Annotated in this window: 24 protein-coding genes; 19 read left to right on the top strand and 5 right to left on the bottom strand. The window is 33.5% G+C overall.

The genetic code is table 11. The features are described 5' to 3' along the window. The first annotated feature begins 34 nt into the window (after positions 1 to 34). The 9 genes from kdpF to DM444_RS01685 all read left to right on the top strand — a co-directional run bounded on the left by kdpF (position 35) and on the right by DM444_RS01685 (position 10973). The gene (gene kdpF, locus DM444_RS01725; RefSeq protein WP_081909388.1) at positions 35 to 112 is read left to right on the top strand and encodes a K(+)-transporting ATPase subunit F; all 78 of its coding nucleotides are present in this window, start codon (positions 35 to 37) and stop codon (positions 110 to 112) included. A gap of 92 nt (positions 113 to 204) precedes the next feature. Next, the gene (kdpA, locus tag DM444_RS01720; RefSeq protein WP_111283418.1) at positions 205 to 1926 is read left to right on the top strand and encodes a potassium-transporting ATPase subunit KdpA; all 1722 of its coding nucleotides are present in this window, start codon (positions 205 to 207) and stop codon (positions 1924 to 1926) included. A gap of 206 nt (positions 1927 to 2132) precedes the next feature. Then, on the top strand, positions 2133 to 4190 hold the full coding sequence (kdpB, locus tag DM444_RS01715; RefSeq protein ID WP_111283396.1) for a potassium-transporting ATPase subunit KdpB: 2058 nt from the start codon (positions 2133 to 2135) through the stop codon (positions 4188 to 4190). A gap of 132 nt (positions 4191 to 4322) precedes the next feature. Continuing rightward, entirely contained in the window at positions 4323 to 4874 is a 552-nt protein-coding gene (locus tag DM444_RS01710) for a K(+)-transporting ATPase subunit C (protein WP_111283394.1), read from the top strand. Positions 4875 to 5300: 426 nt separating this feature from the next. Next, positions 5301 to 6380: a porin gene (locus DM444_RS01705; protein ID WP_111283392.1), complete on the top strand. Its 1080-nt coding sequence runs from the start codon at positions 5301 to 5303 to the stop codon at positions 6378 to 6380. An 83-nt stretch (positions 6381 to 6463) separates the two neighbouring features. After that, the gene (locus tag DM444_RS01700) at positions 6464 to 7588 is read left to right on the top strand and encodes a sensor protein KdpD (protein WP_111283391.1); all 1125 of its coding nucleotides are present in this window, start codon (positions 6464 to 6466) and stop codon (positions 7586 to 7588) included. Between the two features lie 115 nt (positions 7589 to 7703). Further along, on the top strand, positions 7704 to 9419 hold the full coding sequence (locus tag DM444_RS01695) for a sensor histidine kinase (RefSeq protein WP_111283390.1): 1716 nt from the start codon (positions 7704 to 7706) through the stop codon (positions 9417 to 9419). A 193-nt stretch (positions 9420 to 9612) separates the two neighbouring features. Further along, positions 9613 to 10374, top strand: coding sequence for a phosphatase PAP2 family protein (locus tag DM444_RS01690; RefSeq protein WP_111283389.1), 762 nt, complete (start codon positions 9613 to 9615; stop codon positions 10372 to 10374). A 77-nt stretch (positions 10375 to 10451) separates the two neighbouring features. Further along, positions 10452 to 10973, top strand: coding sequence for a 3'-5' exonuclease (locus DM444_RS01685; RefSeq protein ID WP_111283388.1), 522 nt, complete (start codon positions 10452 to 10454; stop codon positions 10971 to 10973). A gap of 9 nt (positions 10974 to 10982) precedes the next feature. On the opposite strand, the gene DM444_RS01680 is transcribed toward DM444_RS01685, so the two are convergent. Genes DM444_RS01680 through DM444_RS01670 form a run of 3 tightly spaced genes read right to left on the bottom strand, consistent with a single transcriptional unit; the run spans position 10983 to position 12775 of the window. Next, the gene (locus tag DM444_RS01680; protein ID WP_111283387.1) at positions 10983 to 11432 is read right to left on the bottom strand and encodes a GNAT family N-acetyltransferase; all 450 of its coding nucleotides are present in this window, start codon (positions 11430 to 11432) and stop codon (positions 10983 to 10985) included. A gap of 12 nt (positions 11433 to 11444) precedes the next feature. After that, the gene (locus tag DM444_RS01675) at positions 11445 to 11972 is read right to left on the bottom strand and encodes a hypothetical protein (protein WP_111283386.1); all 528 of its coding nucleotides are present in this window, start codon (positions 11970 to 11972) and stop codon (positions 11445 to 11447) included. A gap of 29 nt (positions 11973 to 12001) precedes the next feature. Continuing rightward, on the bottom strand, positions 12002 to 12775 hold the full coding sequence (locus tag DM444_RS01670) for an XRE family transcriptional regulator (RefSeq protein WP_111283385.1): 774 nt from the start codon (positions 12773 to 12775) through the stop codon (positions 12002 to 12004). A 104-nt stretch (positions 12776 to 12879) separates the two neighbouring features. Here DM444_RS01670 and DM444_RS01665 point away from each other — a divergent pair, with 104 nt between their 5' ends. The 6 genes from DM444_RS01665 (at position 12880) to DM444_RS01640 (ending at position 17938) form a co-directional block, all read left to right on the top strand. Further along, the gene (locus DM444_RS01665) at positions 12880 to 13323 is read left to right on the top strand and encodes a LexA family protein (protein ID WP_239455555.1); all 444 of its coding nucleotides are present in this window, start codon (positions 12880 to 12882) and stop codon (positions 13321 to 13323) included. A gap of 103 nt (positions 13324 to 13426) precedes the next feature. Continuing rightward, positions 13427 to 14686: a Y-family DNA polymerase gene (locus DM444_RS01660; protein WP_204251657.1), complete on the top strand. Its 1260-nt coding sequence runs from the start codon at positions 13427 to 13429 to the stop codon at positions 14684 to 14686. A gap of 38 nt (positions 14687 to 14724) precedes the next feature. Next, positions 14725 to 16107 carry an exonuclease domain-containing protein gene (locus DM444_RS01655; RefSeq protein ID WP_111283382.1) on the top strand — a complete coding sequence of 461 codons (1383 nt, stop codon included), beginning with the start codon at positions 14725 to 14727 and terminating at the stop codon, positions 16105 to 16107. A 33-nt stretch (positions 16108 to 16140) separates the two neighbouring features. Beyond that, entirely contained in the window at positions 16141 to 16767 is a 627-nt protein-coding gene (locus DM444_RS01650; protein WP_111283380.1) for an alpha-ketoglutarate-dependent dioxygenase AlkB family protein, read from the top strand. Positions 16768 to 16924: 157 nt separating this feature from the next. Beyond that, on the top strand, positions 16925 to 17386 hold the full coding sequence (locus DM444_RS01645; RefSeq protein WP_111283378.1) for a DUF1810 domain-containing protein: 462 nt from the start codon (positions 16925 to 16927) through the stop codon (positions 17384 to 17386). Between the two features lie 147 nt (positions 17387 to 17533). Next, complete coding sequence (locus DM444_RS01640) at positions 17534 to 17938, top strand: MFS transporter (RefSeq protein WP_111283376.1); 405 nt, start codon at positions 17534 to 17536, stop codon at positions 17936 to 17938. A gap of 94 nt (positions 17939 to 18032) precedes the next feature. Here DM444_RS01640 and DM444_RS01635 read toward each other — a convergent pair whose 3' ends face one another. Then, the gene (locus DM444_RS01635) at positions 18033 to 19445 is read right to left on the bottom strand and encodes an APC family permease (RefSeq protein WP_111283374.1); all 1413 of its coding nucleotides are present in this window, start codon (positions 19443 to 19445) and stop codon (positions 18033 to 18035) included. A gap of 318 nt (positions 19446 to 19763) precedes the next feature. On the opposite strand from DM444_RS01635, the gene DM444_RS01630 reads away from it, so the two are divergent. The 4 genes from DM444_RS01630 to DM444_RS01615 all read left to right on the top strand — a co-directional run bounded on the left by DM444_RS01630 (position 19764) and on the right by DM444_RS01615 (position 23141). Further along, positions 19764 to 20102 (top strand): hypothetical protein, encoded by a 339-nt coding sequence (locus DM444_RS01630; RefSeq protein ID WP_111283372.1) that lies wholly within the window; start codon positions 19764 to 19766, stop codon positions 20100 to 20102. 28 nt (positions 20103 to 20130) lie between these two features. Then, a complete protein-coding gene (locus DM444_RS01625; RefSeq protein ID WP_111283371.1) occupies positions 20131 to 20889 on the top strand; it encodes a methyltransferase domain-containing protein in 759 nt (252 codons plus the stop codon). Between the two features lie 451 nt (positions 20890 to 21340). After that, positions 21341 to 22768: a sensor histidine kinase gene (locus tag DM444_RS01620; RefSeq protein WP_111283370.1), complete on the top strand. Its 1428-nt coding sequence runs from the start codon at positions 21341 to 21343 to the stop codon at positions 22766 to 22768. Next, positions 22755 to 23141: a response regulator gene (locus tag DM444_RS01615; protein WP_111283367.1), complete on the top strand. Its 387-nt coding sequence runs from the start codon at positions 22755 to 22757 to the stop codon at positions 23139 to 23141. Before DM444_RS01620 ends, DM444_RS01615 begins: the two co-directional genes overlap by 14 nt. A gap of 6 nt (positions 23142 to 23147) precedes the next feature. Here DM444_RS01615 and DM444_RS01610 read toward each other — a convergent pair whose 3' ends face one another. Next, positions 23148 to 24173, bottom strand: coding sequence for a C40 family peptidase (locus tag DM444_RS01610; protein WP_338841066.1), 1026 nt, complete (start codon positions 24171 to 24173; stop codon positions 23148 to 23150). Between the last annotated feature and the right edge of the window lie 401 nt (positions 24174 to 24574).

Raw genomic sequence — 24574 nt, 5'->3', positions numbered from 1 at the left:
TATGTCAGTCGAATTTTTTGAAAAAATCTAAATCATGACCGCACTATTTATTATTTCAATCGCCGTTTTCGTGTATTTGGTTTATGTATTAATCAAACCTGAAAAATTTTAATAATGTAAAAAGTTATAAGTGAGATGTTAGATGTTATGCGTCCGTCTCATTTTTACAAATTACATCTTACATTTTACAAAAACTCACATATTATGAACACAGAATTATTAGGCGTCATTGGTATTTTTCTCCTCACCATTGTTTTAGCTATTCCTTTAGGAAAATATATTGCTAAAGTTTATTTAGGAGATAAAACACTTCTTGATCCGATTTTCAATCCAATTGAAAAATTTATTTTTAAAATCAGCGGTATTAATTCGGCTGAAGAAATGAACTGGAAACAACACTTAAAAGCACTTTTAAGTATCAATATGGTTTGGTTCTTTCTTTGCTTTTTTGTCTTATTATTTCAGGGATCTTTACCTCTTAATCCAGATAATAATCCCTCAATGTCACCAGATTTGGCATTTAATACTGCTATTTCATTTTTAGTTAATTGCAACTTACAGCATTACTCAGGCGAAAGCGGGGTTTCTTACCTTTCACAAATCGTCTTGATGTTCCTTCAATTTGTTTCTGCCGGTATCGGAATGGCTGCTGCCGCAATGATTTTTACAGCAATGAAAGAAAGAACTACAGAAAAACTGGGTAATTTTTATAATTATTTCATCAAAAGCTGTACTCGTATTTTATTACCACTTTCAGCAATTGTAGCTGTAGCACTAGTATTCAGCGGTACTCCTATGACATTTGAAGGTAAAGATGCTATTACAACGCTTCAGGGTGATCATGTAGAAGTTTCTCGCGGACCCGCTGCTGCCTTTATTGCTATTAAACATATTGGTACAAATGGTGGTGGATTTTTTGGAGCCAACTCAGCGCATCCATTAGAAAATCCAACTTATTTTACGAATGGAGTTGAGCTTTGGGCGCAAATGATTATTCCGTTTGCGATGATTTTTGCACTTGGATTTTATCTCAACAAAAGAAAATTAGCGAATATTATTTTGGGTGTTATGACGGTTGGTTTCTTACTCTTGGTTGTTCCAACAGTTATGAGTGAAATCAACGGAAATCCTGCTATCGAAAAAATGGGTATTGCACAAGCAACCGGAGCAATGGAAGGAAAAGAAGTTCGGTTTGGACCCGCAATATCAGGTTTCTGGAGTATTGCTACAACAGTAATTTCTACAGGTTCTGTAAACAGTATGCACGATAGTTCAATGCCTATGTCTGGTACTATGCAGTTATTATCGATGATGGTGAATGCTTTTTACGGCGGATGTGGTGTTGGTATTTTGAACTACTATATTTTCATTATTCTGGCTGTATTTATCTCCGGATTAATGGTTGGTCGAACTCCTGAATTTTTAGGGAAGAAAATCGAAGCTCGGGAAGTTAAAATTGCTGCTTTTATCGCCATCCTTCACCCATTATTAATATTAGCAGGAACTGCTTTAGCATCTTATTTTGCTGCACACGATACTGCAATGGGTTATTGGTTTAACGGAAACGCAACAGGCTGGTTAAACAATCCAGGCAATCACGGATTCTCAGAAATGTTATATGAATATACTTCAAGTGCTGCTAACAACGGTTCTGGTTTTGAAGGTTTGGGAGATAATAATCCGTTCTGGAATATCACTACAGGAATTGTATTACTGTTAAGCCGTTTTATTCCAATCATTGGGCCATTAGCAATTGCAGGTTTATTGGCAGGAAAAAAATACATTCCGGAAAGTGCAGGAACTTTAAAAACTGATACCTCAATTTTCGGAATCATGACTTTTGCTGTAATCGCAATTATTGCAGCTTTATCGTTCTTTCCAGCGTTGGCACTTGGACCTTTGGCGGAATTCTTTACACTAAAATAAAAATGCTGGATATTTTTAAACACATAAAAATAAACGCAAAATATTTCAAACATAGCCCGTGGTTTCAACCACGGGAAACGAATTGCGGGGGCAAAGATTGTGATATACGTTACGTCCCAGCGGTTAAAACCGCTGGCTATGTTCTATAATCTATGTGTTTTTAGCGCATAACATTTAACAAATAACATTTAACTTTTTACAAGAAAATGACAACTAATAAATCCACATCATTGTTTGAAAGCAAACAGGTAAAAGAAGCCTTAGCGCAGTCTTTTGTGAAGCTTAATCCAAAGTTGATGATCAAAAATCCGGTAATGTTTACCGTAGAAATTGGAACAGCCATTATGTTTGCTGTCTGCGTTTCGATCTTAATGGGCGCAAATGACCAAGGAAGTTTTACTTATAACTTAATTGTATTTTTAATTTTACTGGCAACGCTTTTATTTGCCAATTTCGCCGAAGCAATTGCTGAAGCAAGAGGAAAAGCACAAGCCGACAGTTTACGAAAAACACGTGAAGAAACTCCGGCTAAACAAATTATGCTAAACGGAGAAATTAAAAACATTAGTTCTTCTGCATTAAAAAAAGACGATATTTTCGTTTGTGAAGCAGGCGATTTAATTGCTGCCGATGGTGAAATTATCGAAGGTCTGGCTACAATCGACGAAAGTGCCATTACCGGAGAAAGTGCTCCTGTAATTCGGGAAGCTGGCGGAGATAAATCTTCGGTTACTGGAGGGACAAAAGTATTATCTGATAAAATTAAAGTAAAAGTAACTTCTGAACCAGGCGAAAGCTTTTTAGATAAAATGATTGCTTTGGTTGAAGGTGCGAGCCGTCAGAAAACACCAAACGAAATTGCCTTAACCATTTTATTAGCCGCATTTACTTTAATCTTCGTGATTGTGTGCGTTACGCTAAAACCGTTTGCCGACTATGCCAACGCACCCATCACGATTGCGGCTTTCATTGCTTTGTTTGTTTGTTTAATTCCAACTACAATTGGAGGTTTACTTTCTGCGATTGGTATTGCGGGAATGGACAGAGCGTTGCGTGCTAACGTAATTACAAAATCTGGTAAAGCGGTTGAAACTGCTGGAGATATTGATGTACTGCTTTTGGATAAAACCGGAACCATTACCATTGGAAACAGAAAAGCAACCAATTTTTATCCAACAAAAGGAATCTCTTTTGATGATTTTGTGAAATCGGCTGTTTTAAGTTCGCTTGCAGATGATACTCCAGAAGGAAAAAGTATTATTGAATTGAGCAAAACGATCAATTTAAACGGTAAAATGCAGGAAGACATTTCACATTTTACAGATAACATTTCGCACACTATAAAATTTACTGCCGAAACCAGAACTTCTGGGGTAGTATTAAAAGATGGAACTAATATTAGAAAAGGTGCTCAGGATGCTGCAAAAAATATTGCACAGCAAGCCGGAAATTCTTTTCCTGAAGATACTGCTCAACAAGTTATCACGATTTCGTCTAACGGAGGAACGCCGCTGGTTGTTATTAAAGACAATGTAGTTCAAGGTGTTATCGAACTTCAGGATATTATAAAAACCGGAATGAAAGAACGTTTTGAACGCTTGCGCAGAATGGGTATCAAAACGGTTATGGTTACGGGTGATAATCCGCTTACGGCCAAATTTATTGCCGAAGCTGCTGGTGTTGATGATTTTATCGCCGAGGCTAAGCCTGAGGATAAAATGAATTACATTAGAAAAGAACAAGCCGAAGGACGACTAGTAGCCATGATGGGTGACGGAACAAATGATGCTCCTGCCCTTGCTCAGGCGAATGTGGGTGTTGCCATGAACAGCGGAACTCAAGCTGCAAAAGAAGCAGGAAACATGGTCGATCTTGACAATGACCCAACGAAACTAATTGAAATTGTTGAAATTGGAAAACAGCTTTTAATGACTCGAGGCACTTTAACTACTTTTTCTATTGCAAATGACGTTGCGAAATATTTTGCTATTGTTCCTGCTCTTTTTATTACTGCGATTCCTGCGCTGCAAGGTTTGAATATTATGCATTTGCATAGCCCTGAAAGTGCGATTTTATCAGCCGTAATTTTCAATGCGATTATCATTCCGATATTGATTCCGCTTGCGCTGAAAGGTGTTGACTATCGACCAATTGGAGCAAGTGCCATCTTAAAAAGAAATCTTTTGATTTATGGTCTTGGCGGATTGATTGTCCCTTTTATTGGAATTAAAGTAATTGATTTAGTTGTCGCACTATTTATGTAAAAATCAAACCTGACAGGTTTTAAAAACCTGTCAGGTTCACAAAACTCAATTAAAAACATAGACTTTAAACTATAAGCTTTTAAGAAAAAACTTAGAATCTTAGCATCTTAGAGTCTTAGAATCTCAAAAGAAATGAAAAATCTATTTTCACTATTAAAACTTACCGTATTTACTTTGATTTTGTTTGCGGTTATTTATCCTTTAGCGATTTATGGAATCGCACAATTGGCTCCAAATCAAGGAAAAGGAGAAACGATTTCGGTTAACGGAAAAGTGGTTGGCTATCAAAAAATTGGTCAGAAATTCGATAAATCGAATTATTTCTGGGGAAGACCTTCGGCTGTTGATTATAATGCTGCAGGAAGTGCAGGAAGTAACAAAGGTCCAAGCAACGCTGACTATTTGGCTTTGGTTCAAAAAAGAATTGATACACTTTTATTGGTTCATCCGTACTTGAAAAAATCTGATATTCCATCAGATATGGTTACGGCTTCAGGAAGTGGTTTAGATCCGAATATTTCTCCACAAGGCGCTTTGATTCAGGTAAAACGAATTGCTAAAGAAAGAAAACTGGACGAAACTAAAGTAAAAGCTTTGGTTGAATCTAAAATTAATACAGCCGTTGTTGGTCCTGAAACAGTGAATGTTTTGGAATTGAATGCGGCTTTGGATCAGCTTCGCTAAGATGCTAAGGTTCTAAGATACTGAGCTACTAAGTTTTTCTCCTGCAAGGTTTTCAAAACCTTGTAGGTATGAAAATCGACATCAACTATAATCATACGGTAACCGAAAAGCTTGTCATCCTGAGGAACGAAGGATCACACGAGAAACTCCGTCTGCATGATCGCCAATCTTTGTCGAGCTATTAGTGTGATCCTTCGTTCCTCAGGATAACAAACAGAACTTAAACTGAAACTTATAATTAATACCTACAAGGTTTTGTCCCGAAGCTTCGGGATTGCAGGAAACAAAAACGCCTTTTTTACCCAAATGCCCTAGCCCCGATAGTAGTAGAAATCCTTTTGTGCCGGGGTTCGGCACAAAAGATTGAAACGGATAGCGGGATTAGCTCCTAAAAAATCTACTAATAAATAATAGAATACCACAAAAATGAAAAAAATAATACTTACTGCTTTAATCGCTTTTGGTTACTGCAATTTACATGCACAAGAAGAATCAAAAAGTCCGTTTACGTTTTCAGGATATGTAGACGCTTATTATAGTTATGATTTTGCAAAACCGGAAGATCATACGCGCCCGGGATTTTTTTACAGTTATAATAAAAGCAACGAGGTAAGCCTGAATTTAGGTATGGCAAAAGTGAATTATTCAAAAGATAATGTCCGAGGAAATTTTGCTTTGATGGCTGGAACTTATGCCGAATATAATATGGCTGCCGAGCAAGGTTTATTAAAAAATGTTTACGAAGCGAATGTTGGTGTGAAGATTTCAAAAAGTCATAATTTATGGATTGATGCGGGAATCATGCCTTCGCATATTGGTTTTGAGAGTGCGATTGGAAAAGATTGCCAGACTTTAACTCGAAGTATTATGGCTGAGAATTCTCCTTATTATGAAACGGGAGTTAAAATTGGTTATACGTCTGAATCTGGAGAATGGTATTTGGCAGGAATGTACTTGAATGGCTGGCAAAGAATTGAGAAAGTTGAAGGAAATCAAACTCCTGCTTTTGGAACACAGCTTACTTACAAACCGTCTGATCGAGTTGTTTTAAACTGGAGTACGTATGTTGGAAATGAACAGCCGGATATTGATAAAAAATGGCGTTATTTCAACAACTTTTACGGACAGTTTAAGGTAACGGAAAAGACAAATATTACTGCTGGTTTTGATATTGGATCTCAGCAATCGGCTAAAAATAGTAACAAATATGATACTTGGTTTTCGCCAGTTTTGATTCTGCAATACAAACCAGTTGACAAAATTCAGCTTGCAGTGAAAGGTGAATATTATAGTGATGAAAAAGGTGTAATTATCGCAACGGAAACGCCAAACGGTTTTAAAACTTACGGATTTTCGGCTAACTTTGATTACTTAGTTACTGATAATGTTATGTTTAGAATTGAAGCCAGAAATCTTTCAAGTAAAGATGAAATCTTCACAAATAAAGACAATCTTCCAACGGACACGAATACGTTTGTAACGACTTCGCTGGCGATTTCATTTTAGCTTTAGGCTATAGGCTTTAAGCAGTAAGCTTTTAAAAGTTATACTGCCTAAAGCCTAAAGCTTATTGCTTAAAGCATATTTTTATGGAACAGAAAAATAATAACGCACAGCACTTTCTCGATTTAATTCAGAAATCACGAAAGGGAAAGTTTAAAATCTACATTGGAATGAGCGCCGGTGTGGGCAAAACTTTTCGTATGCTTCAGGAAGCGCATTCGTTATTGAAAAACGGAATCGATGTAAAAATTGGCTACATCGAAACGCACATGCGAAAGGAAACACATGAATTATTAGCAGGCTTGCCTATAATTCCGAGACGGACTATTTTCTATAAAGGAAAAGAACTCGAAGAATTGAATGTTCAGGCGATAATCAATCTTCGTCCAGAAGTTGTTATTGTTGATGAATTGGCACACACGAACGTTGAAGGAAGCAAAAATGAAAAACGCTGGCAGGATGTTTTAGAAATTTTGGAAGCTGGAATTAATGTCATTTCGGCGGTTAATATTCAGCATATTGAGAGTTTAAATGAAGATGTAAAACGAATTACGAATATTGATGTTCAGGAACGAATTCCTGACAATGTTTTGCGTCTGGCTGATGAGGTTGTAAATATTGATTTGACATCAGAAGATTTGATTGCCCGCTTGAAAGAAGGAAAAATTTATACTGCAGATAAAATTCCGACTGCTTTAACCAATTTTTTTAAATCAGAACAGATTCTACAACTTCGCGAATTGGCTTTGAAAGAAGTGGCAAGTCAGGTAGTTCGAAAAGTTGAAAATGAAGTTCCGAATCTTCATGCTTTACGACATGAAAAATTGCTAGCATGTATTAGCAGTAATGAAAAAACTGCCAAAATTATAATTAGAAAAGCAGCAAGATTAGCCAGCTATTACAACGGATCGTGGTATGTTTTGTATGTAGAAACTCCGCAGGAAAGCAGTAATAGGATTGCACTCGACAAACAAAGGCATTTAATTAATAACTTTAAACTCGCAGTGCAATTAGGTGCGGAAGTAATTAAACTCGAGAATTCAAATATCGCCAATGCAATTTTGACAACCGTAGAAGAAAAACAAATTACAACTGTGTGCATCGGGAAACCACATTTGAATTTATTTAAAGTAATTTTGTCTACAACAATTTTTAGGCGTTTGCTAAACAAACTGTCTTTGTCAAATGTTGATCTTGTGATATTATCGTAAAATGTTTTATGTGAGATGTAAGATGTTATTTTTCATTTCACATTTTACAAATAACATTTCACACAAAAATAATTAATTTAGAGGATGAGATTGCTTCGTTCCTCGCAATGACTTTATGAGAATTAAAACCAAATTGAATCTGGGTGTTGGATTGTTATTTCTAATGATCATCATTCTCTCGTTAGTGAGTGCTTATTCTGTTTTTTTGATTAAGCAGGACACCGAGAATATTCTGAAATCTAATTACAATACGCTGGAATATTCGCGAAATATGATTTTTGCTTTAGACGGAATGAAATCAGATTCGAAAAAAACGATTCAGAATTTTGAAGAAAATCTTGAAAAGCAAACCCGAAATATTACAGAACCAGGCGAAAAACAAGCAACCGAACAACTGAAAGCAAGCTTTATTCTTTTAGCTAAAAATACCGCTGATGAAAGTGTAAAAGTGCAAATTCGTCAAGATATTTTTGCTATCATGAAATTAAATCTTGACGCCATAAAACAGAAAAGCGACATCGCCAAACAATCGGCTGAAACGGCAAATTTATCTATTGCCATTGTGGGGACTTTATGCTTTTTGATTGCTTTTAATTTATTGGTTAATCTGCCCAATAATATTGCGAATCCTATTAGAGAATTAACGCAGAGTATTAAGGAAATTGCGAATAAAAATTATTCAGAACGTGTTCATTTTACAAGTCACAGCGAATTTGGAGATTTAGCCAAATCGTTTAATACAATGGCACAAAAGCTGGAAGAATATCATGATAGCAATGTTTATAAACTTCTTTTTGAGAAAAAACGACTAGAAACTCTTATCAATAATATGAACGATCCAATTATTGGTTTGGATAACGAAGGAATTGTTTTGTTTGTGAATGATGAAGCGCTGAAAATTATTGGTCTAAAATCGGAAGATATTATTGGAAAACCTGCTTCTGAATTAGCGGTTTCTAATGATTTAATTCGTTCTTTAATTCTGAAAGAAAGTGAGACTCCGAAAAAACAGCCACTCAAAATTTTTGCTCACGGAAAAGAAAGTTATTTCGAAAAAGAAATTCACAATATCACGATAACGCCAACAGGCGAAGAAAAAGAGATCAATATTGGCGATGTAATTATTCTTCGAAATATTACGCTTTTTAAAGAATTGGATTTTGCAAAAACGAATTTCATTGCCACCGTTTCGCACGAATTAAAAACACCAATTGCTTCTATAAAATTGAGTCTCCAATTGCTTGAAAATGCTAAAACAGGCGATATGAACGACGATCAGAAACAATTAGTTGAAAGTATAAAAGATGATAGTCAGCGTTTGTTGAAAATTACGGGAGAATTATTGAATTTATCACAATTGGAAACAGGAAATATTCAGCTGAATATTGGAAAAAGCAATCCACATGAAATTGTGAAATATGCCGTAGAAGCTGTAAAAGTTCAAGCCGATCAAAAACAGATTCAGTTAGTTATTGATGCCAATGAAAACCTCAAAAACGTAAAAGCAGATGCTGAAAAAACAGGCTGGGTTTTGATTAATTATTTGTCAAATGCTATCAGATATTCGTCTGAAAAAAGCACGATTCTTATTAAATTAAAAGAAGAAAATAATCATATGGTTTTTCAGGTTATTGATACTGGAAAAGGAATTGAGCCAAGATACAAAGACAAAGTTTTCGATAAATATTTTCAGATTCCAGGAAGTCAGAAATCAGGAACTGGATTAGGCTTGGCGATCAGCAAAGAATTTATTGAAGCCCAAAACGGAAGTGTTGGGGTTGAGAGTAATTTAGGATTGGGAAGTACGTTTTGGTTTACGTTGAAAGTCTAAAAATTTATCAATCCAAATTCAAAAAAAATATTCTGACTGTTAAAAAAATAAAACAATTCTTATAAATTTTAAAAAAATATAATATCTTTATAATTGAATTTTGGTATTAATTAATATTCACTTAAGGTTCGATTAAGCACAAAATACTAGGTTCAAACATTCGTTAATTTTGTAAAATATAACAGCCCGAAAGATGTTCTACAAAACGATTTTCTTCCTATTTTTGTTCGGATTATTTTCTGCGAATGCACAGCAAAATGATTCCATTGCAAAAATTGACAGCACGTCAAATAATTTGAAATTCAATTACAAACAATTAATTGCTCCATCAATTTTGATTGGTTATGGTGTAATTGGTTTGGAAAGTCATCAGCTTCTGAGTTTTAACTCGCAAATCAAAGAAGAAGTTACGGAAGATATTGACGAGAAAATCACAATTGATGACTTCTCTCAATACGCACCTGCAGCATCTGTTTACGCTTTGAATGCCTTTGGTGTAAAAGGAAAAAACAATATGCGTGATCGTTCTGTCATCTTGGTGACTTCCTACGCTATTATGGCGACAACGGTTTTGACTTTAAAATCGGTTTCAAATGTAGAAAGACCAGACGGAAGTTCGAATAATTCCTTCCCTTCTGGACATACTGCAACTGCGTTTATGGGTGCCGAATTTTTATATCAAGAATACAAAGACAAATCGATTTGGTACGGAATTGCAGGTTACGCCGTTGCAACAGGAACTGGCCTTTTCAGAATTTACAATAACCGTCATTGGCTGACAGACGTTGCTGCCGGAGCTGGAATCGGGATTTTGAGTACGAAAATTGCTTATTGGATTAATCCGTATATCACTAAAAAATTGTTCAAATCATCAGCAGAAAATAAATCTACTTCTATGATAATGCCTTTTTATAACGGGCAACAATACGGTTTAGGATTTGCTAAGGTTTTTTAATTTATTAATTTGTTATAAAATGCTATTATTCTTTATTTAATATTTTAAGTTTGTTAGAAAAACAAATCAAAAATTAAATGAGTTATATAGTTGTAGATATCGAATCAGATGGGCCAATTCCGGGAGATTATTCTATGATATCTTTTGGTGCCGTCATTGTAAATGACAAATTAGATAAAACATTTTATGGCAAACTGAAACCTATTTCCGATAAGTTTGATCCGCAAGCTTTAGCAATTTCAGGTTTCGACAGAGAAACAACTTTAGAGTTTGATGATCCTAAAACGGTGATGCTAAATTTTGAAGAATGGATAAAAGAAAATTCAAAAGGAAGACCAATATTTATTAGTGATAATAATGGTTTTGACTGGATGTTTATCTGCTGGTATTTTCATCATTTTTTAAATAGAAATCCTTTTGGATATTCATCAAGAAGAATAGGCGATTTATACTGTGGTTTAGTAAATGATACTTTTGCTCAATGGAAACATCTTCGAAAAACGGAACATACGCATAATCCCGTTGATGATGCCATGGGAAATGCTGAAGCATTATTGCATATGAAAAATGAAATGCAATTGAAAATTGATTTAAAATAAACTCCCGAATTATAGCTTCATTTCCATAATTGGCATGAATCTATTTTTTATGGAAGTTTCAAATTCACCGATTTTTGTAAATCCGATTTTCTGGTAAAATTGTTCGGCATTTGGTTCTGAATCTAAAATGATTTTTTGACATTTTTCATTTCGCATTCTTTCCAAAAAATCATTCATTAAGAAAGAACCAAATCCTTTTCCTATATATTCAGGTAAAATAAATAAGTTGTCTAGTTTTACCTGATTGTTTTCTAATCTTAAATAAGAATAATAGCCAATAATCTGATTTTCATCAATCAAATTAAAAACAGGATTTTCTTCGATATAATCTCTCGTGATTGTTAGATTATTATTCCATTTCTCCATTTGCTCATCCGAATATCCCCAATATGCTTTTGACTTTTTGGTGATTTCCGTTAAACGGATATGATCTTCGGTTTTGGCGTTTTGGATGTTCATTAAAATATTGGTTTAAAGTAATTTTCTATTTTCGACAATTGCTTTTTCATATTCGGTTGAATCCATTTTCTGTAAATTATCAATCAAATAATCTATTTGTGCTAAACCAATTTCTTTATATCTTTTGACGTGTTCTTCGCTTAATTTAATTTCTCTTTGGACATCTGCTATTCCGCCTAAAAAACACCAAAGAAAATATTCTTTATTAAACACCCGAAATATAAAATTCCAATCTTCAAAATATAAAATCTGTCCTTCTATAGCTGTAAAATCTAAATAATTTTCAGCATATCTAAAACCTTCAAAAGCTTTGTTTGTAATTCTAATACTGACAAAACTCTTTTTACTGATTATTTCATTAATCTCTTCAACAGTTTTGTCATCAACACGATATGAAAATCGCAACTCATCCAGAAATTCTTCATCACTAATAAAACCAATAACTCTTAGAAACTTGTGAAATCGTTTATCCCACTCTGCAAGTGTTAATTCTGTTCTTGTTATAAAACTCACTGTGCCTGTATAAACAATAAATATCATTACTCTTAATTTCTATAGTTAATGAACCTCTAAGCATTCGAAGTATTATTCTTAATCTCTCGAACTTCACGTTTCAATTCTAAAAGCAAATCTTTCATTGCTCCAGTTTCTGTCATTTCTTGTTTTTTATCTGAACGGCCAATATTACATTCGTATTCCCAAATCTCCAAAATATCAGAAGCTTTCACTTCATAATTCGGATAAAAGCTGTTGTCAGATTCTAAAACCAAAGCGTTCTTTTTGTTTTTATTGAGACGCTTATATACCATTCCTTCATTCTTAGTAATAAGAATATAGGTTTTGCCGTCCATCACCTCTCCGAGTTTTTCTACATAACGACCAATAATAATAGAACCATCTTCGTGTGGAGGCATTGAATCGCCTTCAACGGGAAATCCGCGATGTTTTCCAGGTCCTAAAAACGGAAGTGTAATCTGCTGTAAACTTTCAATATATTCTGGATCAGCGTATCCGTTGAGGTAACCTGCTTTTGCTTTTTGAGACACAATTTCGATATAATTTTCTCCAAAACTATCCACTTGAATTGGTAAAATAAGTCGGTTGCCTTCCAGTTTTATCAAATTTTGCACATCAATTTTACGTATATCGACAGATAATATCAAGTCAATACTCATGTGAAAATATAACGCAATCTTCTTTAGAATATCATACGGTGCTTCCGAAGTTCCATCTTCGTATTTCACGTATCTTCCTCTGGTAATACTAAGGTTTTCAGCTAATTTCTCCTGTGATATTTTATGCTTAACCCTTAACGCTCTGATGTTGTCTGAAAATAAGGACATAATAAATTTGTTATAATTTGGAACAGCAAATATACTAAAAATGTTATTATCTGGACTAATTTTGCCTTATACAACGAATTATTTTTTTTGAAGTGATTACGAAATTGAACAATATAAATGCCACAAAATCAATTGAACTATACTCTCCAGATATAAGTTCGGAAGTAAAATTGCCTTTTTTTGACGTTGGTATCAGCGCTGGTTTTCCTTCGCCTGCTGATGATTTTATAGAATTATCCATTGATCTCAACAAAGAATTTATCAAGCATAAATACACCACTTATTTTGCAAGAGTAAAAGGACATTCTATGAAAAATGTGGGCATCCATGATGGTGATTTATTGATTATTGATAAAAGCCTTGAACCACAAAATAATAGAATTGCTATTTGTCAGATCGATGGAGAATTTACAGTAAAACGCATCAGAATGGAAAAAGAGATTATCTGGCTTATTGCTGAAAATGAAGATTATAAGCCTATAAAAGTGACTCCAGAAAATAATTTTGTGATCTGGGGAATTGTAGTTCATTGTATTAAAACTTTTTAAGTTATTGTCAGTCTGAGCGAAGTCGAAGACCTTTTATACGATAAAGCCCTTCGACTTCGCTCAGGGTGACAAAACAGAAATAGAAATAAAAAACAAATTAAAAATGTTTGCTTTAGTCGATTGTAACAATTTTTATGCTTCTTGCCAAAGAGTATTTGAACCGCATTTAAGAGGAAAACCTATCGTTATTCTCTCTAACAATGATGGCTGTGTTATTTCGCGTTCTGATGAAGCAAAGGTTTTGGGAATACCAATGGCAATTCCGGCTTTTAAGTATGAAGCTATTTTTAAAGAAAAAAACATTTTTGTTTATTCTTCTAATTATCCGCTCTATGGAGATATGAGCAATCGGGTCATGAATCTGCTTCAAACTTATACTCCGGAAATCGAAATTTACAGTATTGACGAAGCTTTTCTAAAATTTTCCGGCTATGATTTATTTGATCTGAATACTCTTGGTTTAAAAATGCGTAAAGAAGTCACGCAAGGAACAGGCATTCCCGTAAGCATAGGTTTTGCTCCGACCAAAGCTTTAGCTAAAATGGCGAATAAAATTGCCCGAAAATTTGCTGATCGTACGCAAGGTGTTTATTGTATTGATTCTGAAGAAAAAAGAATTAAAGCATTAAAGTGGACAAAAATTGAAGATGTTTGGGGAATTGGGCGAAAGCTCGCTAAACGACTGAAAGCAAGAAAAATCAATACAGCTTATGAATTTACGCAACTTCCGGATGCTTGGGTAAGAAAAGAAATGTCTGTAGTCGGGCTTCGGTTAAAACATGAATTAGAAGGGAAACCAACTTTGGATTTAGAAGTAGCTACTGATCGAAAAATGATTGCCACTACGAGATCTTTCGAAAAAAGATATACTAATTACGAAGAAATATCAGAACGAATTAGCACATTTACAGCTTCTTGTGCCGAGAAATTAAGAAGACAGAACTGTCATTGCAATATGGTAACTGTTTTTATACAGACTAGTTTCATAAAAAACGAAGAATCTCATTATTCAAGAAGTATTACGATTACAACAGATTTTCCAACCAATTCTACGATAGAACTTAATGCAGCTGCTCAAAAAGGATTTAAAGCTATTTTTAAAAAGGGCTATCGCTATAAAAAAGCAGGCGTAATTGTAATGGGCTTAACACCAAATAGTGAAACACAACTGAATTTATTCAACACTTCAAATCCTAAACATCAACCTTTAATGAAAGTAATTGATGAAATGAATCGGAGTTATGGCAACAATAAAATTAAATTCGGCGTACAATCTTTAGGAAGACAATGGAAAATGAAACAAAATAGATTATCTCCTAAATTTTCTACTCTCCTTAAAGATGTTATTACAGTTAAAGCTTAATTAAACAACAGAAAAAGAACATTTTACGTTATACACAAATGAAGAAGCAAGAATATGCCATAGTCGATATCGAAACCACAGGCGGAAATGCCAGTGGAAGCCGTATTACAGAAATTGCCATTATTATTCATGACGGTACAAATGTGTTGGATCGTTATGAAACACTCGTAAATCCTGAACAGGACATCCCTCCTTCTATTTTTGGATTGACTGGAATTAACAACGAAATGGTAGCCAATGCGCCCATTTTTGATGATATTTCAGAGAAAGTTTTGGAAATGCTCACTGATCGTGTTTTTGTTGCACACAATGTCAACTTCGATTATTCGTTTGTTCATCATCAACTGGAGCAAGCTGGTTTTAAATGGTCGGCAAAAAAGCTTTGTACAGTTCGTGCAGCTCGAAAAATTAAGCCTGGGTTGGGTTCTTATAGTTTAGGAAATCTTTGCAATTCTTTAAATATTTCGTTAGAGAACAGGCACCGCGCTGGCGGAGATGCCGATGCTACTGCTCTTTTATTTTCGCTTTTATTGGAATGGGATGATGCTGGAGAAATCGATAAAATGATCCAGAAAACAGCGCAAGATCAGCGCTTGCCTCCAAATCTTCCAGCAGACGATTTTAATAATTTACCTGACAAACCAGGAGTCTATTATTTTTATAATCAAGCTAAAAAAGTGATTTATGTTGGAAAAGCTATCAATCTAAAAAAACGGGTTACATCGCATTTTACAGGAAATAATATCAATTCGCAAAGACAGCATTTTCTGAGAGATATTCACGGAATTTCTTTCGAAATCTGTGCAACTGAACTCATGGCACTTCTTTTAGAGTGCACCGAAATCAAAAAACTTTGGCCAACTTACAACAGAGCTTTAAAACGTTTTGAAGCTAAATATGGCATTTATCAATACGAAGCTCGAAACGGCTATAAATATTTGGCAGTTGGTAAATTGAGTAAATTTCAGACTTGTATTCATGAATTTAATAGTCAATACGATGGCATTAATTTATTGCGAACTCTAGCCGAGCATTTTGAAATCGATCATCGTTTTTGCAAATACACAAGGCCCGAAGAAGGTGATTTTTTCCAAAATAATGACACAAAAACTTTGCCAGACGTTTCATTTCATAACGAACAAGTTGACAATGCTATTGAATTTTTATTGAATAACAGACCAAGTTTTGCCATTATAGACAAAGGACGTTCTACTGACGAAAGAAGCTGTATTTGGATCGAAAATGGTCATTTTCATGGAATGGGCTATATTCCGAGAGATGTTGCCATCAATGATTCTGATGAAGTAAAAAATTATGTTACGCCTTATAAAAGCAATCAATATATTGAGCAGTTAATTTTTGCTTATGCAGAAAAACATCCGAGAAAAATATTCTTTAACAAACAACTTTTCATTTCCTAAATCAATAAAATAGAGCTGTAAAAAATCAAAATTATGACACTATTTAGCGATACCGAATTATTTACCACTGGACACGGAGGTAAAAAAATATTTGATCTTCCGGATTGCGAACTAATTCTGATTGAAAATTTCTTCAGCAAAGAAGAATCAGATTCTTTTTATGAAAGAATACTACGCAAAACGAAATGGAGAGAATATGAAATGGAAATTTACGATAAGACCTATACCGTTCCTAGAATGATTGCTTGGTATGAAGACAAAGACAATGCAGGAGCTGATCCAAATGGACCTGACTGGACGTATGAATTATTAAAAATAAGAAGTCGAGTTGAAAAAGAAACCCAACTTGATTTTAACAGTCTTCTGTTAAATTTATACCGAAACGGAAAAGATGGCGTTGGCTGGCACAGCGATCGTGAAGACAATTCTGGCAAAGATCCAATTATAGCGTCTGTCACTTTTGGAGAAACGAGAATGTTCAAACTTCGTCACAAATTCCGAAAGGATATTCCGCTGGTTGAAATTCCGCTTCATCATGGTTCTTTCTTACTAATGGCGGGAACTACCAATAGTTTTTGGCAGCATCATGTACCCAAAACAGCGCGCAAAGTTTTACCCCGAATAAATTTAACTTTTAGGCAAACGCAACGTAATACGTAATGTATTCAGAACTAAAAACTAGCTGATTTATTAGCTTAATCTCTACGAGGAAAATTCTGTCGAAAAAAGTTAAAATACTGATTGTATGAACGTTTTATTAGGCTGAACCTTCCTTTTTTACTATTTTTGCAACCTTTTAAAAAAATATAATACCGTAATGGCTTATTCAAACAACGATTTAGCACGCTTCTTAGATGCGCAGAACAAACTTTATCTTACTGCTCTTTCTGAAATCGGAAAAGGGAAGAAAGAAACACATTGGATGTGGTTCATTTTTCCGCAAATTATCGGTTTAGGAAAAAGCGATACAGCAAATCTTTATGCCATTAATGATTTAAAAGAAGCTTCTGAGTATTTGGAACATCCAATCTTAGGAAAACATTTAATTGAGATCTCAGAATTGCTTTTAACTTTTAAAATGAAATCGGCTGACGGAATTTTTGGAGATTTAGATGCTCGAAAATTACGTTCTTGCATGACTTTGTTTTCTTTGGTAGAAAATGCAAATCCGATATTTCAGGAAGTTTTGGAAGCTTTCTTCTCAGGAGAAAACGATCCATTAACGCTGTCTATTATTAATTCAACTATAAAATCACCTACTGAACCTGCTGTTTTATAGCAAATTCATTGTGATTGTTTACATCAAAAGACACTGCTTCGTTGTATGTAGTGTCTTTTTTTATTGATGAATATCTCTAAATCAAATCATTCATTTTAAAAGAATTAGCCTTAACTTGCATATCCAACCTCAAAGCTAAACCAAATCATGAATGAAAAAATAAAAACATTACAAATTATTCATCTTGCCATTTGCGCAGGAACAGCTATTGCATATTATATTATAGGCGATATCTCATTAGAGACGCTTCGTATTCCTACTATTGACTCCTCTTCGATTGTATATCTTGCTATTCCAGCTTTAGCCTTTGTTTTAAGCTGTGCATTATTTAAAATGCAATTAAAACAAATCGATCCAAAATTAAAACTCGAAAATAAACTGCCTATTTATCAAGCAGCTTCAATTATGCGATGGGCAGTTCTTGAAGGCGCGGCTTTCATAATTCTTTTCATAAAACCTGATTTCATACTATTTGGAGTATTACTTATTATATACTTGATTTTCCTTAGACCTACCGAAGAAAGAATTAATAATGATTTGTCGGGTCTTTAAAATTATAAAGGACAAAGATTTTTCAATAAAAAAAGCGTCTTAAATTATAAGACGCTTTTTATATAGATAAAGTATTTTAAACTTGAAACAAAACTTATTCTTCTTTCGGTTTTGTTAAGTAATAAACTGGAATTCCTGCAACCATAATTAATACTCCCCATCCACAAGTTGAGAATTTAGTTATGAATAATGATATACAAATTGCTGTTGCGATAATAATATACAGCATTGGCAAAAACGGATATCCAAATGCTTTATAAGGTCTTTCTACATCTGGCATTTTTCTTCTTAAAATAAAGATTCCGTAGATTGTTAGAATGTAAAAAATCAAAACGATGATGATTACAAAATCTAATAAATCGCCATACTTCCCTGTCAAACACAAAGCTGAAGCCCAAATACATTGTGCCCAAAGCGCCCAAGCAGGCACACTCGAGCTATTTAAAACAGCTGCTTTTTTGAAGAACAAACCATCTTTTGCCATTGTATAATAAACTCTAGCTCCCGCCATGATCAATCCGTTGTTGCAGGCAAAAGTCGAAATCATAATCATAATTGCGATAATCAGTGCTCCAATATTTCCGAAAATATAATCTGAAGCCACAACCGCAACTCTATCAAATTTTGCTGTAGCGATTTCGTCAAACGGAATTACAGCTAAATACATAATATTTGTCAAAACATAAATAATCGTCACAATAAAAGTTCCTAGAAACAAACTGAAACCAACATTACGTTTTGGATTTTTAATTTCTCCCGCAATAAAAGTCACTCCATTCCAAGCATCGCTCGAAAATAAAGAACCTACCATCGCTGCAGATATTCCAGAAATCAAAGCTGTTCCGCTAATTGGCAGCCACGAACCGCTGTCTTTATCAAATGAACGTGTACTCCATCCGTCTGCCCAGTTTGCATCCCAAACAGAAGCTTTCGCGGCAAGCGTTAATCCAAATATGATTAATCCTAATAAGGATAAAATTTTAATGATTGTTAAAACGGTTTGCAGAATTTTACCGTTTTTTACCCCTCGACTGTTAATGAAGGTCAGTACAATAATTGTAAAAATCGAAACGAGTTGCGCCGCATTAAGTTTAAAAGCACCTAATTCGAACAGAACATTTTCGTCGCTTAAAGGTTCGTACAAATAAGCAGCGAACTTAGAAAAAGCGACTCCCACAGCCGCAATTGTACCCGTTTGAATAACTGCGAAAAAACTCCAGCCGTACAAAAAGGCAATCAATTTATTATAGGCTTCTTTCAAGTAAACATATTGTCCTCCAGCTTTTGGAAACATGGCACTCAACTCGCCATAACTTACAGCAGCAATAATCGTAATTAATCCAGACAAAAGCCAGATCAAAGTAAGCCATCCTGCCGAACCAACTTGTCTGGCGATATCGGCGCTTACAATAAATATCCCAGATCCGATCATAGACCCAACCACAAGCATGGTTCCGTCTAAGAGTCCGAGTTCTCTTTTAAAATTTTCTTGGTCGTTTTCTTGCATTTTTATTGGTTTAGGTTGGTTAAAGATATACTTTTTTTGGAAATGCAAATCTTCAAATTCTAAATTCCGATAATTCTTTAAAAACCGAAACCAATCTTTTTAGATTATTTTGAGCGTATCCCTCCGGGTCGGGCTATCCACTATATCTTTTATGGTGAACCCCACCATAAAAGGATGCCGTTTCTATCCCTTACGCAAACGGTAATAAAAACTTTTAAGAAAAATTCGCGTTTTACGTTTTCCCGTAAACTTATACAATTTCTACTATTTATATTTGATCAACTAATCAAGAAAAAACCAAAGATAAACAACCAATTTATGGAAATCCCTAACCAAGATTCTTTAGAAATTTCAAACCAAATTTATAATTATGCCGCAGACTTAATGTTAAATGAGCAAAAATCAGCTTCTGAAACAAAAAACGTATTGATCGCACTAGGATTAAGTTCTGAAAATGCAACGCTTGTTGTTGAAAATATAGAAGATCAAATACAAGAAGCACATAACTCAAAGGCCAGAAAAGATATGATTTATGGCGCATTATGGTTTGCTGGCGGAACTATTTTAACCCTTTCAAATATTGGATTCATTTTTTGGGGCGCAATATTATTTGGAGGCATTCAGTTTTTTAGAGGTCTAATAAATTTAAATTCTTAATTTTAAGATTAGAATTAAAAACAATCGTATGACTTGGGATCCGAAAAAATACAATGAATTTAAAACTGAACGTTCTAAACCTTTTGATGATCTTACAAGTCATATTATTGATAAACCAAATCTAAAAGTTATCGATTTAGGCTGCGGAACAGGCGAATTGACTAAAAAATTATTCGACATACTTACCAATCCGACCGTTCTTGGTATTGATAATTCAGCAGAAATGCTGGCAAAAGCGCCAAGTCAAGAGAATCTTGAATTTAGAGAAAAACCTATTTTGGAACAAGTTAAAGATGATGTTAAATGGGATTTAATTTTCTCCAATGCAGCATTGCAATGGATTGATAATCATTATGAACTTTTTCCGAAAATTATTTCCCGTATTAATCCTGGAGGACAACTTGCTGTTCAAATGCCTCAGCAAAATGAAAATATTCTCAACAAAATACTTTTTCAATTAGTTCAAGAAGAGCCTTTTGCTTCTTATCTTAAAAATTGGACGCGCCCTTCTCCTGTACTGACTTTGGATGAATATGCTAAAATTCTTTTCGAAAATGGCGGTAAAGATTTAGTTCTTTACGAGAAAGTATATCCTTTAATTTCGACTAAAAAAGATGATTTTTTTGATTTTATTTCCGGCTCAACTTTAACGGTTTATCAAGAGCGCTTAAAAGAAAAAGAATTTGAAGAATTAGCAACTGAATTCAAAAAGAGAATAGACACTTATTTTCCTAATGTCCCATCAATCTATGCCTTCAGAAGATTGCTTATTTATGCTAAATTTTAATTTTTAAAACAGCTTTTATTCTACGACTTTCTTTTAAAAAACAAATTCTAAAAACTTTTAAATACTTAAACAAAAAGATTGTTTTTTCGTTTTGTTTAAATGAATATGTTTTTGATTTTTTACAACTAAAAATTGAATAATGGAAGAGTAATTCTAAATAACGAAATGATTCATCTCCTCAAAATAAAACAATCAAAATACTGATTAACAAATAATTAAATAGAAATAATTATTTACAGAATATTTTTATTATTAGAATATAATTTTTAGAAAAAGCATAAGATAAATTTTACTATATTTGAAAGAACCAATCTAATCGTATTTATAAATGGCAAATTACATTAACAAGTGTTTAATGTAAAATATTGAAATTCTCTCCCCAAAAGATTATTTGTATTTACAAAAAATACGCAAAAAGGCACTTTATTATTAACCTACTAATTTTAAGTTTATGTCTAAGTTGCAAGCATTAAAAAACTTTCGGTTCCCAAATGTTTTCATTCTTATTTTAATAGTTTTTATTTCATGCGCATTGTTAATCTGCATCAATTTTTTTACCATTAAAATCTTATCTGCTAACAGAGCTTATGTAAATGGAGAATCCCATTATTCTAAAGGACAAAAAGATGCATCGTTGCATCTTATCAACTATCTCTATACTAAAAATCCAACTCAATGGAAATTGTATTTAGAAGAGTTAAAAGTTCCTCAAGGAGATGGTACTGCTAGAATTACGCTTTTAAAAGCTGGAGACAATGAAATAGCACGAAAAGGACTTTTAATTGGCCGAAATCACCAAGAAGATTTAAATGATATTATTTGGCTTTTTGACAATTTCAAGCAGGTTTCTTTTTTATCAAAAGCTATAGATGAATGGGGAAAAGGCGATAAATTAATCTTTAAATTATTCGTTATTGGCCAGCAGATTAATGCAAAAATCGAACGCAATCTTTTGACCGTTGAAGATCAGAAAAATTATTTAAAACAAATTAGTTTGATAAGTGATCGACTAACTGTAAATGAGCGTAATTTTTCGAACACATTGGGAGAAGGAACAAGAAAAATAAAAGATTTATTAATTATCACAAATGTCTTTTTCATTTTAATTATAATCTGCAGTGTTTGCCTTTATTATTCTATAATGGTAAAAAGATTATTGGTTTCAAAAAAAGAAACCGAAGTAAAAAATGAGAATCTTATTATTGTAAATCGTGAATTGGATCGATTTGTTTATAGCGCATCACATGATTTAAGATCTCCAATTACTTCACTAAAAGGGCTCATTGAAATAACAGCATTAGAGGATGATGTACAGCAAGTTCGAAATTATCTACAGATGATGCATCAAAGTCTTGCCCGACAAGATCAGTTCATTAGCGATATTATTGATTATTCTAAAAATAAAAGAAAAGAAATAATCATGGAACCTGTAAGTTTAAAAGAGCTGTTTAACGAAGCCATTTTACAATTAATGCACATTGAAAATGCTAACAAAATTAAATTCACACAAGAGTTATTAGTTGATCAAATTGAAAGCGATGGACTGCGCTTAAAAATAATTATCAACAATTTGATTTCCAACGCCATAAAATACTCAGATTGCAGCAAGCAAGAAATGTTTATTACGATCAAAACTTACTTTAGCGAAGGCTTAAATAAAATTGAAATATCTGATAACGGAATCGGAATTCATGAAGAACATAAAGCCAATATTTTTGACATGTACTTTGGAACAAACAAAAATAAAGGATCTGGATTAGGATTATACATTGTAAAAGAAGCTGTTGAAAATATTAAAGGAGATATCTCTGTTTTCTCAGAAAGCAAAATTGGAAGTAAATTTATAGTAACAATACCAAATTCGTATGCAGGAGTATAAACCTCAATTTGTAATTATAGAAGACAATTTAATTGACCAATTTATCACTAAGAAGCTACTTAAAAAAGGTCTTGATGTAAATCCTCTTTACATAGCCAATAATGGCAAAGAAGGAATTGATTGGCTAGTTAAAAATCCAAATCACAATTCGCTGGTTATTTTTTTAGACATTCAAATGCCTATTATGAACGGATTTGAGTTTCTGGATGAATTTTCCAGACTGCCAGAAGATATAAAGGAAAAAATTAGAATTTATGTTCTTTCTTCGACTTTAGATATTGACGAAATCAAAAAGGCTAAAGAGAACAAATATGTATCTGATTTTTGGAACAAGCCGTTCCGTTTAGATACTCTAAAAAGTACTTTTCTATAAAAAATACTAATTTAAAACGCGGTTTACTTGAGAAAAAGCTCTTGTATAATAAGGTTCTTTCGTTGAAGAAATCATTACCCCGCCGTGAGTAGAAGAGTGTACAAATTTAATTTCGCCATCAGAAACCTCTACAATCATTCCAACATGATTAATGTGTCGTCTTCCGTTTGTTCTAAAGAAAATTAAATCTCCTTTTTGAGCTTCGTCAGTACTAACTTTTGTTCCTATGCGTGACTGTTCTATGGAACTTCTAGGCAGTTTAATATCGAAATTGTTAAAAGTACAAATCATTAAACCTGAACAGTCAAAACCTGCTTTTGTTGTTCCTCCCGATCGGTATCTAATTCCAATATTTCCTGTTGCATTGGCAATAAGCTGATCTATTAAGTCTGAATTAGTTCCTGTCCTGACAAAAGTAGAATCTCTTTTTATTTCTGGAGTAGTTTCAGCAATTTGACTTGAAGGGGAAGAAACATTTGATTCCTGTAAAGTTTTTTCTGCTTGAATTGCATCTGCTTTTTCTTTTGGAACACGTATTGTTAAAAGAAATCCAACTGGCATTTTCTTTTTTATTGATGGATTCTGACGCACCAGTTCAGCCACCGTAATTCCATATTCTTTAGAAATACCATATTTGGTTTCTTTCGATTTAACTTCTCTATAAAGTTCCACCTCTGTTGAAACGATTTCCGTGGCATTTTCAGCTGGTTTTTCATTAACTGCAACAATACCTGAAGGAATAACAATTTGCTGTCCGATTTTCAATCCTTCTGTTTCTAGTTGAGGATTCGCTTTTTTTAAATCTTCTACAGAAACATTATATTTTTTTGAAATACCCCACAAAGTTTCTTTTGATGCTACTTCATGAGTTCCAGGTATATTATTGGACGGAGCATTATTTACTGCAACTTCGACATTTTTAGTTTTTGTCTTTGCAGTGCTTTTATTTTTATTAGGAATTAAAAGAGTTGAGTTAAGTTTAAGGATTTTCGGAGCATTTGGATTTGCATCTGCAATGTCTTTTACTTTCACTCCATATTTTTTAGCAATAACAGAAAGGTTCTCTCCTTGCGAAATTTTGTGCTTAATAAAATTATCCTGCGCAAAAGCCCCAAAACTAAAAAAAAACAATACTATTATTAACCTATAAACCATATTTCTTGAATTACATTTTTATTACTATTTCAAGAGCTCAAAACATTAATTTTTAAACTCGAAAAAATCATTTTTATTACGTGCATGGCGAATTTAACTTTTTAAAGTAAAAAAACCTCGATTTTTAACAACAAATTTTTGTCAAAACCTCAAATTTAAACGTTAGTTAATACCCAAAAATTCTTTTTAACTGAATTTCAAAACGTTACAAATTTATAATATTTTTCTTATAATTAAAGAAATAACAAATAAAAAACGCCCTGTTTTTACAGAGCGTT

Origin of the sequence: Flavobacterium ginsenosidimutans, assembly GCF_003254625.1 — a bacterium.
GTDB lineage: Bacteria > Bacteroidota > Bacteroidia > Flavobacteriales > Flavobacteriaceae > Flavobacterium > Flavobacterium ginsenosidimutans.
This window is presented reverse-complemented; position numbering and strand designations above follow the sequence as displayed.

Excerpts from the sequence above, each read along its gene's own strand:
- kdpF (WP_081909388.1), top strand. The coding sequence starts at position 35 with ATGACCGCACTATTTATTATTTCAATCGCCGTTTTCGTGTATTTGGTT.
- kdpA (WP_111283418.1), top strand. The coding sequence starts at position 205 with ATGAACACAGAATTATTAGGCGTCATTGGTATTTTTCTCCTCACCATT.
- kdpB (WP_111283396.1), top strand. The coding sequence starts at position 2,133 with ATGACAACTAATAAATCCACATCATTGTTTGAAAGCAAACAGGTAAAA.
- DM444_RS01710 (WP_111283394.1), top strand. The coding sequence starts at position 4,323 with ATGAAAAATCTATTTTCACTATTAAAACTTACCGTATTTACTTTGATT.
- DM444_RS01705 (WP_111283392.1), top strand. The coding sequence starts at position 5,301 with ATGAAAAAAATAATACTTACTGCTTTAATCGCTTTTGGTTACTGCAAT.
- DM444_RS01700 (WP_111283391.1), top strand. The coding sequence starts at position 6,464 with ATGGAACAGAAAAATAATAACGCACAGCACTTTCTCGATTTAATTCAG.
- DM444_RS01695 (WP_111283390.1), top strand. The coding sequence starts at position 7,704 with ATGAGAATTAAAACCAAATTGAATCTGGGTGTTGGATTGTTATTTCTA.
- DM444_RS01690 (WP_111283389.1), top strand. The coding sequence starts at position 9,613 with ATGTTCTACAAAACGATTTTCTTCCTATTTTTGTTCGGATTATTTTCT.
- DM444_RS01685 (WP_111283388.1), top strand. The coding sequence starts at position 10,452 with ATGAGTTATATAGTTGTAGATATCGAATCAGATGGGCCAATTCCGGGA.
- DM444_RS01680 (WP_111283387.1), bottom strand. The coding sequence starts at position 11,432 with ATGAACATCCAAAACGCCAAAACCGAAGATCATATCCGTTTAACGGAA.
- DM444_RS01675 (WP_111283386.1), bottom strand. The coding sequence starts at position 11,972 with ATGATATTTATTGTTTATACAGGCACAGTGAGTTTTATAACAAGAACA.
- DM444_RS01670 (WP_111283385.1), bottom strand. The coding sequence starts at position 12,775 with ATGTCCTTATTTTCAGACAACATCAGAGCGTTAAGGGTTAAGCATAAA.
- DM444_RS01660 (WP_204251657.1), top strand. The coding sequence starts at position 13,427 with ATGTTTGCTTTAGTCGATTGTAACAATTTTTATGCTTCTTGCCAAAGA.
- DM444_RS01655 (WP_111283382.1), top strand. The coding sequence starts at position 14,725 with ATGAAGAAGCAAGAATATGCCATAGTCGATATCGAAACCACAGGCGGA.
- DM444_RS01650 (WP_111283380.1), top strand. The coding sequence starts at position 16,141 with ATGACACTATTTAGCGATACCGAATTATTTACCACTGGACACGGAGGT.
- DM444_RS01645 (WP_111283378.1), top strand. The coding sequence starts at position 16,925 with ATGGCTTATTCAAACAACGATTTAGCACGCTTCTTAGATGCGCAGAAC.
- DM444_RS01640 (WP_111283376.1), top strand. The coding sequence starts at position 17,534 with ATGAATGAAAAAATAAAAACATTACAAATTATTCATCTTGCCATTTGC.
- DM444_RS01635 (WP_111283374.1), bottom strand. The coding sequence starts at position 19,445 with ATGCAAGAAAACGACCAAGAAAATTTTAAAAGAGAACTCGGACTCTTA.
- DM444_RS01630 (WP_111283372.1), top strand. The coding sequence starts at position 19,764 with ATGGAAATCCCTAACCAAGATTCTTTAGAAATTTCAAACCAAATTTAT.
- DM444_RS01625 (WP_111283371.1), top strand. The coding sequence starts at position 20,131 with ATGACTTGGGATCCGAAAAAATACAATGAATTTAAAACTGAACGTTCT.
- DM444_RS01620 (WP_111283370.1), top strand. The coding sequence starts at position 21,341 with ATGTCTAAGTTGCAAGCATTAAAAAACTTTCGGTTCCCAAATGTTTTC.
- DM444_RS01615 (WP_111283367.1), top strand. The coding sequence starts at position 22,755 with ATGCAGGAGTATAAACCTCAATTTGTAATTATAGAAGACAATTTAATT.